This window comes from Candidatus Symbiopectobacterium sp. NZEC135 (genome assembly GCF_025962695.1).
Map to the genome: position 1 here is coordinate 1 of NZ_JAGFPF010000053.1, position 16574 is coordinate 16574.

Consider the following 16574-nt stretch of genomic DNA (forward strand, 5'->3'; position numbering starts at 1 on the left):
CCCACTTCAGTGTCTGTTCCGGTAATAAACCAACGTTTAGTCACGATAAATAATTCCATAAACCAAATGATAACTGAGGGGGAATCCTCCGGGTGCAGCAGGATAAACCTGCGCCAGCGCTTGCAACCGCCGCCGGGTGAGTAAACCGCGCGAACGATCGCCATGTAGCCAGGTGGCACCAATCCCTTTCAATGAGTGCATCACATCGCTTACGGTCGCAAAACGGTAGCTCAGCGTGTGTGGGTACAGCCGGTGACGATAGGGCCGACAGGCATCGGCGATGTGAGCCAACGGCAGAAAATCATTGACGCGTTTTGATCCATCCAAGCTCAACCACGCCTGCGCCAGTTCGCCGAGAGAACCTTCCGCCAGCGTAGAAAACACCACCGCACCGCCGGGACGCGTGGCCCGATAGCAGGCCGCAATGGCACGCGGCAAATCTTCGCACCATTGCACCGCCAGATTACTGAAGCAGAGATCGATGCTGGCATCCGCTAACGGCAAATGTTCAATATCCCCTTGAACGTAAGCATCTGCACTGTGTTCAGCTACCGCCTGTTGCAACATGCCAGCAGACAGATCCAAGGCGATCACCTGTTTACCCAGCGCGCGCCAGCGTTGACTGAAATGGCCAATGCCACAGCCCGCATCCAGTATCCGCTCTCCGGCAAGCGGTAGCGACAACGTCATCAGATGCTCACCGCTGGTGCGTTGCAGCTCGGCAAATCGGGTATAGCGTTGCGCCGCACGGCCAAAAGCCTGCGCAATGGCCCGTTTATTATGCAATTCATTACTCATTGGAACGCTCTTCTTGCTCATGCGCTGCCGAGTGCAAAGCGGCAAGCAGACGGGCGATATCGTCGTCCGTGTGGCTGGCCGTCAGCGTAATACGCAGCCGTGCACTACCGGGCGGCACGGTGGGTGGGCGTATGGCACTGACCCAAAATCCCCGTTCACGCAGACGCCGTGCCACGCGCAACGCGGCAACGTTGTCGCCGACGATCAGTGGTTGAATAGCACTGTGGGACGGCATCAAGGTAAAGGGCAAATCGCCGGCACCAGCGCGAAACTGAGCAATACGTCGGCCTAGCCTGTCACGTAGCGCGTCACCCTGCTGAATACAGGACAACGCCGCGCGTAATGCGCAAGCTTGGGCCGGTGGCATGCTAGTGCTGTAAATCAGATGACGGGCAAACTGTAAGAAATAGTCGGCCACCGATTCGCTGCACAACAGGGCAGCTCCGCTCACGCCAAATGCTTTACCAAAGGTCACAACCAGCAATTCAGGTTTTACCCCCTGTTGCCAGCAACTACCGCGGCCCTGCTCACCGCACACGCCTATCCCGTGCGCATCATCGACCATCAACCAGGCACCGCGCGCCTGCGTCAACGCATGCAGTGCGCCCAGCGGTGCGCTGTCGCCGTCCATGCTGAAAATACCTTCCGTGACAGCAAGAGTTTCACCCGACGATTCCCCTTCCAGCAGGCGTTGCAGCGCCGCTGGCTGATTGTGCGCAAAGCGCCGCAAAGTGGCCGGAGACTGAGCGGCAGCTTCCAGTAATGACGCGTGGCTGAGTTTATCCGCCAGAATGCGGTCTTGTCCCAGCATTAGGGCGGCAACCACGGCCTGATTCGCGGCATAACCGGAGACAAACAGCAGCGCACGCGGGTAACCCAGCCATTGCGCCAGTTCGCCCTCCAATGCCGCGTGCGCATCGGTATAGCCAGTGACATGTCCTGAGCCGCCGCTGCCCACGCCATAGCGCGTTGCACCGGTTTGCCATGCGTCAATAATGACGGGATGCTGGCTTAAGCCTAGGTAGTCATTGCTGGAGAAATTCAGGTAGCGCCGCCCCAGTTGCGTCAACCAAGGCCCACCGCCCTGATTAACAATGCGCGAGCGATAAGCCTCTTGTTCACGGCGCGCGATCAGCGCCGCGTCTATACGTTTTTGCCATCCCATAAGCGTCACACAGCAGCGTTATAGAACTGTTCGGTATTGGCTTGCAGCACCTGCTGCGCCAACCGCATCTGCTGTTGGTTGTCGCCCGCCTCCGTTTCCGTTTGCTGGGGATTGAGACCCAACTTGCGAAACAGGATCAAATCCTTATCTTCTTTCGGATTGGGGGTGGTCAGCAGCTTGCAGCCATAGAAAATGGAGTTAGCACCCGCCATAAAGCACATGGCCTGGGTCTGTTCGCTCATCTGTTCGCGACCCGCAGACAGGCGCACGTGAGAGGTCGGCATCATGATACGTGCAACGGCGATGGTGCGGATAAAATCGAAAGGTTCAACGTCGTCGTTATTTTCCAGCGGTGTACCTTTTACTTTCACCAGCATATTGATCGGTACGCTTTCCGGCGGCGTCGGCAGGTTTGCCAGTTGCACCAACAAGCCAGCACGATCGCGCACCGTTTCGCCCAATCCGACAATGCCGCCGGAGCAGACTTTAATGCCCGCGTGGCGCACTTTGTCCAGCGTATCCAGTCGTTCCTGATAAGTACGGGTGGTGATGATGTTGCCGTAGAACTCCGGCGAGGTGTCCAGGTTATGGTTATAGAAATCCAGCCCGGCGTCAGCCAGCCGTTCCGCCTGATCGTCGTGCAGAGTGCCTAGCGTCATGCAAGTTTCCATCCCCATTTCCTTGACGCCCTTCACCATCTGTTCCAGATAAGGCATATCGCGCTCATGAGGATTTTTCCAGGCGGCGCCCATACAGAAACGGGTTGAACCTGCCGCTTTAGCCTGGCGCGCGGAATCCAGCACCTGCTCAACCTGCATCAATCGCTCCGCTTCCAGCCCGGTGCGATAGCGCGCACTCTGCGGGCAATATTTGCAATCTTCTGGGCAGGCACCGGTTTTGATGGAGAGCAGCGTGCTGACTTGTACCTGACGCGGATCGAAATGCTGGCGATGCACCTGCTGCGCCTCAAACATCAACTCTAAAAACGGTTTATCAAACAGTTGTTGCGCTTGATCCAGCGTCCAATGAATACGTTCTGCCATAGGGTTGGCCTCTTTGTTCGACAGAAAGCCATGCCGCCAATGCGGCATGAAAATGTGGCGTAAGTGTAAATGACAACGTTATACTGTCAACCACGCGAGTGTTAATTTAGTTTACAACACGGTTTATTGATAATGTTGCTTTCAAACGCAGACTTGGAATTTGATCAACGCCATATCTGGCACCCTTACACCTCAATGACGCACCCCCTTCCCTGTTATCCGGTCGTCGCGGCACACGGATATCACCTGCAACTGGACGATGGGCGAGAGCTGGTGGACGGCATGTCTTCCTGGTGGGCAGCGATCCACGGCTATAACCACCCGCGTCTGAACCAGGCTTTACAGCAGCAGATAGCTCAAATGTCGCACGTGATGTTTGGCGGTATTACGCATCCTCAAGCCATCACACTGTGTCAACGGCTGGTCACGATTACGCCTGCGCCGTTGGAGTGCGTGTTTCTGGCCGACTCCGGTTCGGTGGCGGTGGAGGTGGCGCTCAAAATGGCGCTGCAATATTGGCAGGCACGCGGCAAGCATCGAGCGCGCTTTTTGACCCTGCGCCACGGCTATCATGGCGACACCTTTGGCGCGATGTCGGTGTGTGACCCGCACAATGCCATGCACAGTCTCTATCAGGGTTATCTGCCAGCACACCTGTTTGCCGATGCACCACGCAGCCGTTTTGATGACGAGTGGCAAGAGTGTGATATCCAGCCGCTACACGATCTGCTGGCAATGCACAATCACGACATCGCCGCCGTTATCCTTGAGCCAGTGGTTCAGGGCGCAGGCGGAATGCGTATCTACCACCCCACCTACCTCAAGCGCGTGCGCGAGTTGTGCGATCAATACGGTATCTTGCTGATCGCAGACGAAATAGCGACCGGGTTTGGCCGCACCGGCAAGCTGTTTGCCTGTGAACATGCCGGTATCTCCCCCGACATTCTCTGTCTGGGTAAAGCGCTGACCGGAGGATACCTGACGCTGTCGGCCACCTTAACCACGCGTAACGTTGCAGACACCATCAGCAACGGCGAGGCCGGGTGTTTTATGCACGGCCCGACTTTTATGGCGAACCCATTAGCCTGTGCCGCCGCCAATGCCAGTCTGGTGCTGCTGGATGAGGGGGGATGGCAACCACAAGTGATGGCGATTGAGCACCAATTGCGCGCTGAATTACTGCCCTTACGGGATTCGGCGTTGGTGGAGGATGTGCGCGTTCTGGGCGCGATTGGCGTGCTGGAAACCACACGACCTGTAGACGTGGCGCGCGTGCAGCGCTTTTTTGTCGAGCGCGGTGTGTGGATCCGGCCTTTTGGTAAGCTACTGTATGTGATGCCGCCCTATATTATCTCGCAACAGGCCTTAACACGCTTGACCAGCGCACTGCGTGACGCCGTACGGCGGCCCGAACTGTTTCAATAACAATTGGTTTCAATAACGGACGGAAAAGTCAGCGGGAAAAATCTGTGATCTGTGGCACACCAAATTGATTAGCGCTATGATAATCGCCTCAGCTTATCAGGGACTTCCCATGCGTAATACAACAATCCTTTGCGGGCAGTATTTACGCGCTTTCGCACTTATTTATCTGTGTCTGTTCGCAGGTAATGCGATATCCGCGTTACTCCCGCTAACCATTCCCGGCAGCATTATCGGTATGCTTATCCTCTTTGCCTTGCTGGCTTCGCAGATCCTTCCTGCGACTTGGGTAAAACCCGGCTGCTACTTAATGATTCGCTACATGGCGCTGCTGTTTGTTCCTATCGGCGTGGGCGTTATGAATTACTATGACCTGCTGAGCAAGCAGTTTGGCCCCATCGTGGTGTCCTGCCTTATCAGTACGCTGGTGGTGATGCTGGTCGTCGGCTTTTGCACGCAGTTGATGCAACGTGAACACATCATCACCACGCACGAAACGCCGGATGAGGAAGGGAAAAAATGATGTTGTCCAACATCTGGTGGTCATTGCCTCTGACCTTGCTAACCTTCTTTGCGGCGCGCAAGTTGGCGATAAAATGCAAAATGCCACTGCTAAACCCACTGCTGGTTTCAATGGCTATCCTTATCCCGGTATTGCTGCTGCTCAATATCCCATACGACAGTTATTTTGCTGGCAGTAAAGTACTGAACGATCTGTTGCAGCCCGCCGTGGTAGCGTTGGCGTTTCCGCTCTATGAACAGATCCATCAGATCCGTGCACGCTGGAAATCCATCATCAGCGTCTGCTTTATTGGCAGCATGGCGGCCATTATTTCCGGTACAGTCATTGCGCTGTGGTTAGGTGCGACGCCTGAAATCGCCGCATCGGTGCTGCCTAAATCGGTAACCACCCCCATCGCTATGGCGGTTGCAAGCACCATCGGCGGCATTCCCGCCATCAGCGCAGTCTGTGTGATTTTTGTCGGCATCCTCGGTGCGGTCGCCGGACATACCCTGTTTAATCGCGTGGGAATTCGTACCAAGGCGGCGCGCGGACTCGCCATGGGGACGGCATCACATGCGCTGGGTACGGCCCGTAGTGTCGAGATCGATTTCCAGGAAGGGGCGTTCAGCTCATTGGCTCTGGTGATTTGCGGCATTATGACGTCGCTAATTGCGCCTTTTATCTTTCCGCTGCTGGTACATCTGTTTCACTAGCTACAGCGATGATACAGACGGCGCGATCATCACTGCGCCGTTGCATTCTGCTCGATAATTTGAGATATATCGCGCAGAATGCATCTTGATTTCAATAAGTTCACGTTCAATGTGATACTTATCACGATTTATTGATACGCTACTTTTTACCCTGACAACAAACAATAATGGCAAAAAGAGTACATCGCTATGCACCCACGCTATCACGCCCCTTTTGCACAACTTTCTGACACACTGCAACACGCCTTGCTGCCGATACTTGAGCATCCTGACTTTGTCGGGATGTTGCTGGCTGACGAGGTTACGACCCTCTGTACCCAATGTGACCTGACGCCTGAGACGTTGTCCTATGCCCTGCTTCCCCTTGCGGCAGCATGCGCCATTGCCCCGATTTCTCACTTTCAAGTGGGTGCCGTTGCGCAGGGAGAAAGTGGCAACCTCTACTTTGGTGCCAACATGGAGTTCGCCGCCGTGCCGTTGCAACAAACGCTGCACGCGGAGCAGAGCGCCATCGCCCATGCCTGGCTGCGCCAGGAGCGCGGCTTGACCAGTATCACGGTGAACTACACGCCCTGCGGACACTGCCGTCAGTTTATGAATGAACTAAACCGGGCAAACACACTGCATATCCACCTGCCGGGGCGTGAACCTGCACAGTTGCACCATTATTTACCCGATGCCTTTGGACCGCAGGATCTGAATATCACCACATTGTTGATGGATCCCGTCAATCACGGGCGCACCCTGCTCGATGCCGACCTGCTGGCGCAAGCCGCACTGGACGCCGCCAATCGCAGCCATGCGCCTTACAGCAATGCGCTGAGCGGCGTCGCGCTGGAAACCGATCGCGGTGCGGTGTATACCGGCCGATACGCAGAAAATGCCGCGTTCAACCCCAGCCTACCGCCGCTTCAGGTGGCGTTGAACCTGATGAATCTGGCCGGTGAAGAGATTCACAGCGTGCGCCGCGCCGCGCTGGTTGAGCCACGCAATGCCACCATCAGTCAGTGGGTGATGTTGCAAATTATTCTGGCTGAAGCCGGGTGTACCGACGTACAGCAGCACTTCATCGACTGATGCAGCGCACAAAAATGATGAATAAACCGGGGAGCATTGACAAAATGTTGTGACGCAAGTCATGTGTAACTATTTTAATTAACATTTTCTGTACATATTTTTTGGGTAATTTAAGATCCGCGCTGTCATGTCGTGTCATTACCTAAATTCGTTTCTGTTACCCGAAGAGTAAGAAAAGTCATGGAATTAGAATACGAAAGCAAACGCGCACTCTACATCCCTTATGCTGGCCCTATCCTGTTGGAATTCCCTTTGCTGAACAAGGGCAGCGCCTTCACCAATGAAGAGCGTGCCAACTTCAACCTACATGGTCTGTTGCCTGAAGCCGTGGAGACCATTGAAGAGCAGGCAGAACGCGCCTGGCGTCAGTATCAGGAATTCAAAAATGATATGGAGAAGCACGTCTACCTGCGTAACATCCAGGATACTAACGAAACCCTGTTTTACCGCCTGCTGGACGCACACCTGACCGAAATGATGCCGATCATCTACACCCCAACGGTCGGTCAGGCGTGCGAACACTTCTCAGATATTTACCGTCGTGCTCGCGGCTTGTTTATCTCCTATCCAAACCGTGAAAACATCGATGACATGTTGCAAAACGCCACCAAGCAGAACGTGAAGGTGATCGTGGTCACCGACGGTGAGCGTATCCTTGGTTTGGGCGATCAGGGCATCGGCGGCATGGGCATTCCTATCGGCAAGCTGTCGCTCTACACCGCCTGTGGCGGTATCAGTCCGGCGTATACGCTGCCCGTGGTGCTGGATGTGGGCACCAACAACCCGCAACGCCTGAACGATCCGCTCTATATGGGCTGGCGTCACCCGCGCATTACCGGCGAAGAATACGATGCCTTCGTGGAAGAATTTATTCAGGCAGTAAAACGCCGCTGGCCGAACGTGTTGCTGCAATTTGAAGACTTTGCGCAAAGCAACGCCACGCCACTGTTAAACCGTTACCGCGATGAAATTTGCTGCTTTAACGACGACATTCAAGGCACTGCCGCCGTGGCTCTGGGTAGCCTGATTGCCGCCAGTCGTGCTGCTGGCACGCAACTGCGCGATCAAACGGTCACCTTCCTGGGTGCCGGTTCCGCCGGTTGCGGCATCGCCGAGCAAATTATCGCGCAGATGAAGTCTGAAGGTCTGAGCGAAGAAGAAGCGCGTGCCCGCGTGTTTATGGTGGATCGTTTCGGTCTGCTGACCGACAAACTGCCGAACCTGCTCGATTTCCAAAGCAAGCTGGTGCAGAAGAGCGAACTGTTGAGCGAGTGGGACGTGACCAGCGATGCTATCTCACTGCTGGAAGTGGTACGCAACGCCAAGCCGACCATCCTGATTGGTGTCTCCGGTCAGCCGGGTCTGTTCACGGAAGAGATCATTCGCGAAATGCACACCCACTGTGCGCGTCCTATCGTGATGCCGCTTTCCAACCCGACCTCCCGCGTGGAAGCGCGCCCGGAAGATATCATCCGCTGGACCGACGGTGCCGCACTGGTTGCAACCGGAAGCCCGTTTGCGCCGGTTAAGCACAAGGACACGCTGTTCCCGATCGCCCAGTGCAACAACTCCTATATCTTCCCGGGTATTGGCTTGGGCGTGCTGGCGTGTGGTGCTAAACGCATCACCGATGGCATGTTGATGGCCGCCAGCCGCGCCTTGGCCGACTGTTCACCGCTGGCCAACAACGGCGAAGGTGCTTTGCTGCCTGACCTGGAAAATATTCAGGATGTGTCGCGCCGTATCGCGATGGACGTGGCAAAAGCCGCGCAGTTGCAGGGTGTGGCAGAAGTGACCTCCAGCGATACGCTGGCGAAGGCGATTACGCACAACTTCTGGCAACCGCAATACCGCAGCTATAAACGTACCTCGTTCTAAGCGTTTCTGCTGCCAGAACCGCAACGGCCCCGATAATGGGGCCGTTTTTATTTGTATTGCACTACGGGCGTAACTTGGGATCGAGCGCATCGCGCAAACCATCCCCCAACAGATTAAACGCCAGCACGGTCAGGAAAATCGCCAGGCTGGGAAACAGCGCAACGTGCGGTGCTACTACCATATCCGCCCGCGCTTCATTGAGCATTGCCCCCCACTCCGGCGTCGGCGGCTGCGCCCCCAGGCCAAGAAAAGAGAGACTGGCCGCCGTAATGATCGACATGCCCACACGCATCGAAAAATAGACCACGATCGACGAAAAGGTGCCGGGAAGAATGTGGCGCAACAAAATAGTGCTGTCGGATGCGCCAAGGCTACGCGCCGATTCCACGTACGTTTGCTGCTTCAACACCAAGGTATTACCGCGTACCAGACGCGCAAAGGCCGGAATACTGAAGATCGCTACGGCAACAATCACATTAGCCATACCACTGCCCATCACCGCCACTACGGCAATCGCCAGCAGAATGCCCGGAAAAGCGAACAGCACGTCGCACAAGCGCATAATCAGCCGATCCCATACTCCCTCATAGTAACCGGCCACCAGCCCCAGTAGCGTACCTATCACCATGCCGACCACCACGGATAAGATACCTGCCGCCAGCGAAATACGCGCACCAAGCAGAATACGGCTGAATATATCGCGACCCAGCGCATCGACGCCGAGCCAATGCAGTGAAGAGGGCCCCTCGTTCAACCGGTCATAATCGAAATAGTTTTCCGCATCGAACGGAGCCAGATAAGGCGCCAGCAGCGCCACTGAGATCAGCAACAGCACAAAGATGCCCGCTATCACGGCGGTGCGCTGCAACAAAAAACGGCGCCAGAATTCACCGAGTGGAGTACGGATGGTGGTTTCCCGCAGCAGCGGCAGCGTTGCCAGCACGGCCTTACGTCGCCAATGTTTCATCGCGGTTCCTTATCGATAGCGAATTGACGGGTTGATTGCCGCATAAAGCACATCCACCAGCAGGTTAATCACAATAAACTCCAGTGAGAACAACAGCACTAACCCTTGGATTACGGGATAATCGCGCATCTCCACCGCGTCCACTAACAACCGGCCCAACCCCGGCCAGTTGAATACTTTTTCCACCACGATAGAGCCACCCAGCAAAAAGCCAAACTGAAGCCCCATCATCGTCACCACGGGGATCAGCGCATTGCGCAAACCATGTTTGGTGATGACCAAATATTCACGGACCCCTTTGGCGCGTGCGGTGCGCATATAGTCTTCTTGCAGCACATCGGCAAAGGAGGCGCGCGTAAAGCGCGCCATGACGGCGGCGACGGCAGCACCTAAGGTGAGAGAGGGCAAAATATAGTGACGCCAGCTCTCCGCGCCTACGGTGGGTAACCAACCCAATTCAACGGAAAACACCTGCATCAACAGCATCCCCAACGCAAACGATGGAAATGACAAACCGGATACCGCCAGCGTCATCCCCAGACGATCAGGCCAGCGATTGCGCCAGATAGCGGAAATTATACCGATGCTCATGCCAAAGATAACCGCCCATACCATACTGGTTACGGTAAGCCAAAGCGTCGGCAAAAAGCGGATGGCAATCTCGTTGACGACCGGACGTTTAGAGGCCATCGAGGTGCCTAGATCCCCTTGCAATACATGGGTGAAAAAGCGCCAGAATTGTTCGTAAAGCGGCCTATCCAGACCTAAATCCTGCCGTACCATGGCAATCACCGCGGCATCAGCCTCCCGCCCCGCCATCAGGCGCGCAGGATCGCCCGGAAGCAGGTGCACAAACAGAAACACCACGACCAGCACAATCAGCAAGGTGGGGATCATGCCCAGCAGCCGTTTGAGGAAATAATTCAGCATAACAACATGATTATCCTTCTCGTTTTATTCTCTGGCATAGCGTTTTCTACTCTCGGTTCTACACGCAGCGGCAACACAGAAACCATCGGGTTCTCAGCCGCGCCTGTCACGCGGCTGAGAAAAACCCAGCATCACTTACTGCGCCAAATCAGCCTCATCAAAACTGAATGCGGTATCAGGCATCACGTAGAACCCACTCAGTTTCTTGCTGTTAGCCGAAACCAACTGTTCCGTCACCAAAAATGCCCAAGGCGCATCCGCCCAGATTTTATCCTGCGCATCTTTGTACAGTTTTTCCTTCTGCGCGCGATCGGTGGTCTTCAACGCATTCGCCAAGTCGGCATCCACCTGTTCGCTGCTGTAAAACGCTGTATTAAACAACGCCGGCGGCCACGACGCCGTGGCAAACAGCGGTGTCAGCGCCCAATCCGCCTCCCCGGTTGAAGCAGACCAGCCGGTGTAGAACAAGCGCACGCCGGTTTCACTCACGCCCTTGCCTTCCACTTCGGCGGCGCGCTGCCCGGCATCCATTGCCGTAACCTGCACTTTAATCCCAACCTGCGCCAACTGTTGCTGGGTGAATTGCAGCACCTTCTGCGCCGTGCTGTGGTTATGCGATGCCCACAGTGTGGTAGTGAATCCATCCGGATAACCCGCTTCTTTCAACAGCTCGCGCGCTTTTGCCGGATCGTAAGGCCACGGTTGATACTGCTGGGCAAAATCGATGCTCTTCGGCAGCGGACCCTGTGACGGCACCGCGTAACCCGAGAAGGCCACTTTAATCAGGGCATCTTTGTTAATGGCATAGTTAATCGCCTGCCGCACTTTGAGATTATCAAACGGCTTTTGTGTGACGTTAAAACTGAGGTAACGGTGCAAAATGGAAGGCGATGTCACCACCGCCAACTGGTCATTTTTTTCCAGCACCTTGGCTTGCTCAAACGGCACTGGGAACGCGAACTGTGCTTCGCCCGTTTGGAGCAGCGAGGCGCGGGTATTGTTATCCACCACCGGACGCCAGGTAATACTGTCGAGTTTGGGCAGCCCCGCACGCCAATAACCGGAGAATTTCTCCACTTTCACATAGTCCGTCTGGTTCCAGGTGACAAACTTGTAAGGGCCAGTACCCACCGGATGAAAACCAATCTCTTTGCCATATTGCTGCAACGCGGCGGGTGAAATAATCACCGCAGCAGGGTGTGCCAGGTTGTTGATAAAGGCCGAGAACGGCTGTTTCAGCACGATTTTTACCGTCTGTGGATCCACTACTTCCGTTTTGGCAATCACCTTGAACAGGTTATAGCGTTTCAGGCGATTGTCAGGATTGCTAGCGCGATCGAGGTTCACCTTCACCGCTTGCGCATTGAAATCGGTGCCGTCATGAAATTTCACCCCGGCGTGCAGCTTGATGGTATAGGTCAGGTTATCGTCGCTGACCTGATAGCTTTCGGCCAGTACGTTGACTAACTTCATGTCCTTATCGAAACCAAACAACCCCTGATAGAACGATTTCGCCACCGTTTGTGACAGGGTATCGTTGGCATCATAGGGATCGAGCGTAGTGAAGTTGGATGCCACAGCAATTACAGCATCTTTGGCTGCCCAGGCAGGTGCAGACGCTATCAAGGCTGCCGCCACGGCTAGCGTACCCGCACGTTTGGCGGTGAGCAGATTAACGCGAGTCAAAAGTGTCATTGTGATCGTATCTCCCTGTATCCTCTGTCAATAAGCGCCCGCAATCATATGGTGGGCCACATAGTGCCGTTCACCCACCTCAACCAGCGGTGCGATCGTTGGTTCATCGCCCAGCGCCCGAACAGGGCTGGGTATATCATCCGCCAACAGTGCATGACGGTGATGGCGGCGACCCGGATCGGCTACCGGTACCGCTGCCATCAGTTTACGGGTATAAGGATGTTGAGGATTCTCAAACACCGCCTGACGTGGGCCGATTTCCACAATCTGCCCCAAATACATCACCGCAACGCGGTGACTGATGCGCTCCACGACGGCCATATCGTGGGAAATAAACAGGAAAGCGATACCGTATTCCTGCTGTAATTCCATCATCAGGTTGACGATTTGTGCACGGATCGAGACATCCAGCGCTGACACCGCCTCATCGGCGATCACCACCTTGGGGTTTAACGCCAGCGCGCGCGCGATGCATATGCGCTGCCGCTGCCCGCCAGAAAACTCATGCGGATAACGTCCGGCATGCTCCGGCAACAGCCCCACCCGCTTGAGCAGTTGCGCCACCCGCGCTTCAGCAGCCTGCTTATCCATCACGTTGTGGACTAACAACGGTTCCATGATCGAGAACCCCACCGTCAGACGGGGATCCAGCGACGCATACGGGTCCTGAAAAATCAGTTGAATGTTACGACGTATCCGGTGCAGCGCTTCGCTGCCCAGCCCTTCAATACGCTCACCCGCAAAGGTGATCGTGCCACGCTGGCTCGGCACCAATTGCAGCAAGGCGCGCGCTGCCGTGGATTTTCCACAGCCCGACTCCCCGACCAGCGACAGCGTCTCACCGGGATAAAGATCGAAACTGATGTGCTCTACCGCATGTACCTGATGGGTAACGCGATTGAGGATGCCCCGGCGCAGCGGAAATCGCGTTACCAGATCGCTCACCTGCAACACGGGCGTTAACGGTTCGGGTCGGTTCACTGGTGCCACGCTAGCCATCGTTTGCGGAGCAACCGCCTGCCCGTGGGCATCGGTAAGATGCAATGAAAACGGTGCCGGTTCGCTACGTCCGCGCATCTCACCTAGCGTCGGTACTGCCGCCAGCAATGCACGGGTATACACATGCTGTGGCGTGGCAAATATCTCGCTCACGCCCGCGGTTTCGACACAGTGGCCGTTATTCATCACCAGCACGCGATCGGCCACTTCCGCCACTACGCCCATATCATGGGTGATGAAAATCACCGCCATCGCCATTTCGCGCTGCAATAGCTGAATCAGTTGTAGAATCTGTGCCTGAATAGTGACATCCAATGCGGTGGTCGGCTCATCGGCAATCAGCAATGTCGGCTTGCAGGAGAGCGCCATGGCGATCATGATACGCTGGCGCATACCGCCGGAAAGCTGGTGTGGATAACGGCTCAGCACGCTTTTCGCTTCTGGAATTCTGACCAGATCGAGCATGCGCAGCGCTTCTGCCTTCGCATCTCGCGCAGACATGCCCTGGTGCAAACGGATGGACTCGGCAATCTGCTCTCCAACTGGAAACACCGGATTGAGCGAAGTCATGGGCTCCTGGAATACCATCGCCATGTCGGCACCGCGTAAACGACGCATCTCACGCTGGCTAGCGGTTGTGACATCCAGAATGTGACCGTTGCGGCGACGAAACAGAATCTCACCGTGATGAATATCCCCCCCAGCCTGCTCGATCAAACGCATGATGGCTAATGCTGTAACCGATTTTCCAGAGCCGGACTCACCGACGATCGCCAACGTCTCACCGCGAGCAACCGTCAACGAGAGATCGTGGATCACTGATACCGGCTCCCGCTGCGCGTGAAAACGCACGCCGAGTGACCGCACTGACAGAATCTGCTGTTCCGGCAGAATCAGTGTAGTATCAGCCGCTTCACGCACGGGCGCATGGGATATCATGAACGGTTTCTCTCCTTGTTTAACATCTAACGGAATCAGTCCGTTTGAAAAAACGGTTTTAGTTTTATTTAGCACACTGAGGGAGATTTAGCATAAAACTGCCGTGCAATGAATAAAATATGTCTCTTATAACATTGCGTTACAGCACATAATCAATCCGTCTATACCCTATGAGACTTAAAGGATGCTACTCCCTGATGATACGCTTTCCTGCCATAACCTTGACGTTGTCACATTCACCCGCTGGGTGTTCTCTGACATAATAGCGTTCACTTTGCTGGCGTAATCCCAGTGCACCGTATCGCGTTTTGCCCGATCTCCCGACGCAAAGACGTCGGCGAATGGAGTCATCATGGAAGCATTTACCTCAGGTTTACTCGCGCTTGAGCAAGCGCAGCAACGCATGCTGGCGCTGGTTTCGCCGCTGGCGCAGACCGAAATTGTCTCTCTTGAACAGGCGGCCGGCCGCATTACCGCCACCGATATTACCTCCCCTCTCGACGTGCCCGCCTTTGCCAATGCCGCGATGGATGGCTATGCCGTGCGCATGCCCGACCTGGCACAGGGCGATGCACTGCTGCCCGTAGCAGGGAAAGCCTTTGCCGGTAACCCGTTCGTCGGTGACTGGCCCGCAGGAAGTTGTATCCGCATCATGACCGGCGCACCGGTTCCGCCGGGGACAGAGGCGGTTATTATGCAGGAATACGCCGAAGCAGAGGCTAACGGCGTGCGTTTCACGCATCCAGTGAAAGCGGGCCAAAATATCCGTCTGGCAGGGGAAGACATTCAGCGCGGCGCGCGCGTCCTACCCGCGGGCAGCGCATTGGGGCCAGCCCGTTTGCCGCTGCTGGCATCGCTGGGCGTGGCTGAGGTCACCGTAATACGCCGTCTTCGCGTAGCACTATTTTCTACTGGCGATGAGTTACAGCATATCGGTCAGCCATTACAGGCAGGACAAATTTACGACACCAACCGTTTTGCGGTACGCCTGATGCTGGAAAAACTGGGCTGCGATATTCTCGATCTCGGCATCATCCGCGACGATCCGGTAGCCCTGCGCGACGCGTTTCAACGCGCCGACAGTGAGGCCGATTTGGTTATCAGCAGCGGCGGCGTTTCGGTAGGCGAAGCCGATTACACCAAACAGATTCTGGATGATATTGGTAATATCGATTTTTGGAAGTTGGCGATCAAGCCCGGCAAGCCGTTCGCCTTCGGCAAACTGCGTCAGGCCTGGTTCTGCGGCCTGCCCGGTAATCCGGTTTCTGCTGCCGTCACCTTCTATCAATTGGTGCAACCGCTCATCGCGCAGCTTTCCGGCCACAGCCAGTGGCACTTCCCGCCACGTCAGCGGGTAAAAGCGGCCTCGGCGTTGAAGAAAACGCCCGGTCGCCTCGATTTTCAACGCGGTATTGTTAGCCGAAATGATAACGGTGAGTTGGAAGTCAGAGCCACAGGCCATCAGGGCTCGCACATTTTCAGTTCATTCAGCCTTGGCAACTGCTTTATCGTATTGGAAGCCGAGCGCGGTGCAGTAGCCGCCGGAGAGTGGGTAGAAATCGAACCCTTCAATGCACTGCTGGGAGAGTGAGGATGCCAACAACCGCCCCCAAAGCACCAGAGAGTGACGATGCGCTAAGCCACAGCGAAATGCTGCGTTACAATCGCCAGATCATGCTGAAAGGCTTCGATTTTGACGGGCAGGAAGCGCTGAAAGCGGCCAGCGTGCTGGTGGTGGGTTTGGGCGGCTTGGGTTGTGCCGCAGCACAGTACCTGGCAGCGGCGGGCACAGGACATTTGACACTGCTGGATTTTGACACCGTTGCGCTTTCCAACCTGCAACGCCAGATTTTACACCGCGATGCGCGTATCGACATGGCGAAGGTCACCTCTGCCGCTACAGAGCTGGCCGCGATTAATCCCCATATATCACTCGAGTGCATTAACGACGATCTGGCGGATGAAGCCTTGCAGGCGCTGGTAACGCGCCATCAGGTGGTATTGGATTGCACTGACAACGTAGCGATACGCGATCGTCTTAACCGCTTTTGTTTCCACAGCAAAACGCCGCTGGTTTCTGGTGCCGCCATTCGCATGGAAGGCCAGATCAGCGTGTTCACCTACGGTGAACAAGAGCCCTGCTACCGCTGCCTGAGCCGGTTGTTTGGTGAAAATGCGTTAACCTGCGCCGAAGCCGGGGTGATGTCCCCGCTGGTTGGTATCATTGGTGCCTTACAGGCGATGGAGGCGATCAAACTGCTGGCGCATTTTGGTGAACCGGCCATCGGTCGGTTAGTATTGTATGACGCCATGACCACACAGTTTCGCACGATTACGCTACCCAAAAGTCCACACTGTGAGGTGTGCGGACACTGATCGGGCTGCGATAGCGCTGGATTCCCCCCTAGGTTGAGCACATTTTTGCTTAGCAGCTATTCTTCTA

General features: G+C 55.5%; 15 protein-coding genes. 7 read left to right on the forward strand and 8 right to left on the reverse strand.

Annotated features, from left to right (window positions below; translation table 11 throughout):
• Positions 1-36: 36 nt before the first annotated feature.
• Genes bioC through bioB form a run of 3 tightly spaced genes read right to left on the reverse strand, consistent with a single transcriptional unit; the run spans position 37 to position 3006 of the window.
• Complete coding sequence (gene bioC / locus J5224_RS19075) at positions 37-798, reverse strand: malonyl-ACP O-methyltransferase BioC (RefSeq protein ID WP_264626856.1); 762 nt, start codon at positions 796-798, stop codon at positions 37-39.
• On the reverse strand, positions 791-1963 hold the full coding sequence (bioF, locus tag J5224_RS19080) for an 8-amino-7-oxononanoate synthase (RefSeq protein ID WP_264626857.1): 1173 nt from the start codon (positions 1961-1963) through the stop codon (positions 791-793). Before bioF ends, bioC begins: the two co-directional genes overlap by 8 nt.
• A 5-nt stretch (positions 1964-1968) precedes the next feature.
• Positions 1969-3006, reverse strand: a complete 1038-nt coding sequence (bioB, locus tag J5224_RS19085) for a biotin synthase BioB (RefSeq protein WP_264626858.1) — start codon at positions 3004-3006, stop codon at positions 1969-1971.
• Positions 3007-3138: 132 nt separating this feature from the next.
• On the opposite strand from bioB, the gene bioA reads away from it, so the two are divergent.
• The 5 genes from bioA to J5224_RS19110 all read left to right on the forward strand — a co-directional run bounded on the left by bioA (position 3139) and on the right by J5224_RS19110 (position 8601).
• Complete coding sequence (bioA, locus tag J5224_RS19090) at positions 3139-4431, forward strand: adenosylmethionine--8-amino-7-oxononanoate transaminase (protein WP_264626859.1); 1293 nt, start codon at positions 3139-3141, stop codon at positions 4429-4431.
• A 109-nt stretch (positions 4432-4540) separates the two neighbouring features.
• Positions 4541-4951: a CidA/LrgA family protein gene (locus J5224_RS19095; protein WP_264626860.1), complete on the forward strand. Its 411-nt coding sequence runs from the start codon at positions 4541-4543 to the stop codon at positions 4949-4951.
• On the forward strand, positions 4951-5646 hold the full coding sequence (locus J5224_RS19100) for a CidB/LrgB family autolysis modulator (protein WP_264626878.1): 696 nt from the start codon (positions 4951-4953) through the stop codon (positions 5644-5646). Before J5224_RS19095 ends, J5224_RS19100 begins: the two co-directional genes overlap by 1 nt.
• 189 nt (positions 5647-5835) lie before the next feature.
• Positions 5836-6723 (forward strand): cytidine deaminase, encoded by an 888-nt coding sequence (gene cdd, locus J5224_RS19105; protein ID WP_264626861.1) that lies wholly within the window; start codon positions 5836-5838, stop codon positions 6721-6723.
• 180 nt (positions 6724-6903) lie between these two features.
• Positions 6904-8601, forward strand: coding sequence for an NAD-dependent malic enzyme (locus J5224_RS19110; RefSeq protein ID WP_264626862.1), 1698 nt, complete (start codon positions 6904-6906; stop codon positions 8599-8601).
• 61 nt (positions 8602-8662) lie between these two features.
• On the opposite strand, the gene gsiD is transcribed toward J5224_RS19110, so the two are convergent.
• The 5 genes from gsiD to J5224_RS19135 form a co-directional block, all read right to left on the reverse strand.
• A complete protein-coding gene (gsiD, locus tag J5224_RS19115; RefSeq protein ID WP_264626863.1) occupies positions 8663-9568 on the reverse strand; it encodes a glutathione ABC transporter permease GsiD in 906 nt (301 codons plus the stop codon).
• Positions 9569-9577: 9 nt separating this feature from the next.
• Complete coding sequence (gene gsiC, locus J5224_RS19120) at positions 9578-10498, reverse strand: glutathione ABC transporter permease GsiC (protein ID WP_264626864.1); 921 nt, start codon at positions 10496-10498, stop codon at positions 9578-9580.
• A gap of 135 nt (positions 10499-10633) precedes the next feature.
• Positions 10634-12193, reverse strand: a complete 1560-nt coding sequence (gene gsiB, locus J5224_RS19125) for a glutathione ABC transporter substrate-binding protein GsiB (protein WP_264626865.1) — start codon at positions 12191-12193, stop codon at positions 10634-10636.
• Positions 12194-12220: 27 nt separating this feature from the next.
• Complete coding sequence (locus J5224_RS19130; protein WP_264626866.1) at positions 12221-14131, reverse strand: dipeptide ABC transporter ATP-binding protein; 1911 nt, start codon at positions 14129-14131, stop codon at positions 12221-12223.
• Between the two features lie 177 nt (positions 14132-14308).
• A complete protein-coding gene (locus tag J5224_RS19135) occupies positions 14309-14485 on the reverse strand; it encodes a hypothetical protein (RefSeq protein ID WP_264626867.1) in 177 nt (58 codons plus the stop codon).
• Here J5224_RS19135 and moeA point away from each other — a divergent pair.
• Both moeA and moeB read left to right on the forward strand, forming a co-directional pair.
• Positions 14484-15722 (forward strand): molybdopterin molybdotransferase MoeA, encoded by a 1239-nt coding sequence (gene moeA / locus J5224_RS19140; RefSeq protein ID WP_264626868.1) that lies wholly within the window; start codon positions 14484-14486, stop codon positions 15720-15722. The two genes, J5224_RS19135 and moeA, sit on opposite strands and share 2 nt — an antisense overlap.
• Positions 15723-15724: 2 nt before the next feature.
• Positions 15725-16507 (forward strand): molybdopterin-synthase adenylyltransferase MoeB, encoded by a 783-nt coding sequence (moeB, locus tag J5224_RS19145; RefSeq protein ID WP_264626869.1) that lies wholly within the window; start codon positions 15725-15727, stop codon positions 16505-16507.
• The last annotated feature ends 67 nt before the right edge of the window (positions 16508-16574 follow it).

Coding starts and splice junctions, on each gene's coding strand:
- bioC (WP_264626856.1), bottom strand. CDS start 798: ATGAGTAATGAATTGCATAATAAACGGGCCATTGCGCAGGCTTTTGGC.
- bioF (WP_264626857.1), bottom strand. CDS start 1,963: ATGGGATGGCAAAAACGTATAGACGCGGCGCTGATCGCGCGCCGTGAA.
- bioB (WP_264626858.1), bottom strand. CDS start 3,006: ATGGCAGAACGTATTCATTGGACGCTGGATCAAGCGCAACAACTGTTT.
- bioA (WP_264626859.1), top strand. CDS start 3,139: ATGTTGCTTTCAAACGCAGACTTGGAATTTGATCAACGCCATATCTGG.
- J5224_RS19095 (WP_264626860.1), top strand. CDS start 4,541: ATGCGTAATACAACAATCCTTTGCGGGCAGTATTTACGCGCTTTCGCA.
- J5224_RS19100 (WP_264626878.1), top strand. CDS start 4,951: ATGTTGTCCAACATCTGGTGGTCATTGCCTCTGACCTTGCTAACCTTC.
- cdd (WP_264626861.1), top strand. CDS start 5,836: ATGCACCCACGCTATCACGCCCCTTTTGCACAACTTTCTGACACACTG.
- J5224_RS19110 (WP_264626862.1), top strand. CDS start 6,904: ATGGAATTAGAATACGAAAGCAAACGCGCACTCTACATCCCTTATGCT.
- gsiD (WP_264626863.1), bottom strand. CDS start 9,568: ATGAAACATTGGCGACGTAAGGCCGTGCTGGCAACGCTGCCGCTGCTG.
- gsiC (WP_264626864.1), bottom strand. CDS start 10,498: ATGCTGAATTATTTCCTCAAACGGCTGCTGGGCATGATCCCCACCTTG.
- gsiB (WP_264626865.1), bottom strand. CDS start 12,193: ATGACACTTTTGACTCGCGTTAATCTGCTCACCGCCAAACGTGCGGGT.
- J5224_RS19130 (WP_264626866.1), bottom strand. CDS start 14,131: ATGATATCCCATGCGCCCGTGCGTGAAGCGGCTGATACTACACTGATT.
- moeA (WP_264626868.1), top strand. CDS start 14,484: ATGGAAGCATTTACCTCAGGTTTACTCGCGCTTGAGCAAGCGCAGCAA.
- J5224_RS19135 (WP_264626867.1), bottom strand. CDS start 14,485: ATGATGACTCCATTCGCCGACGTCTTTGCGTCGGGAGATCGGGCAAAA.
- moeB (WP_264626869.1), top strand. CDS start 15,725: ATGCCAACAACCGCCCCCAAAGCACCAGAGAGTGACGATGCGCTAAGC.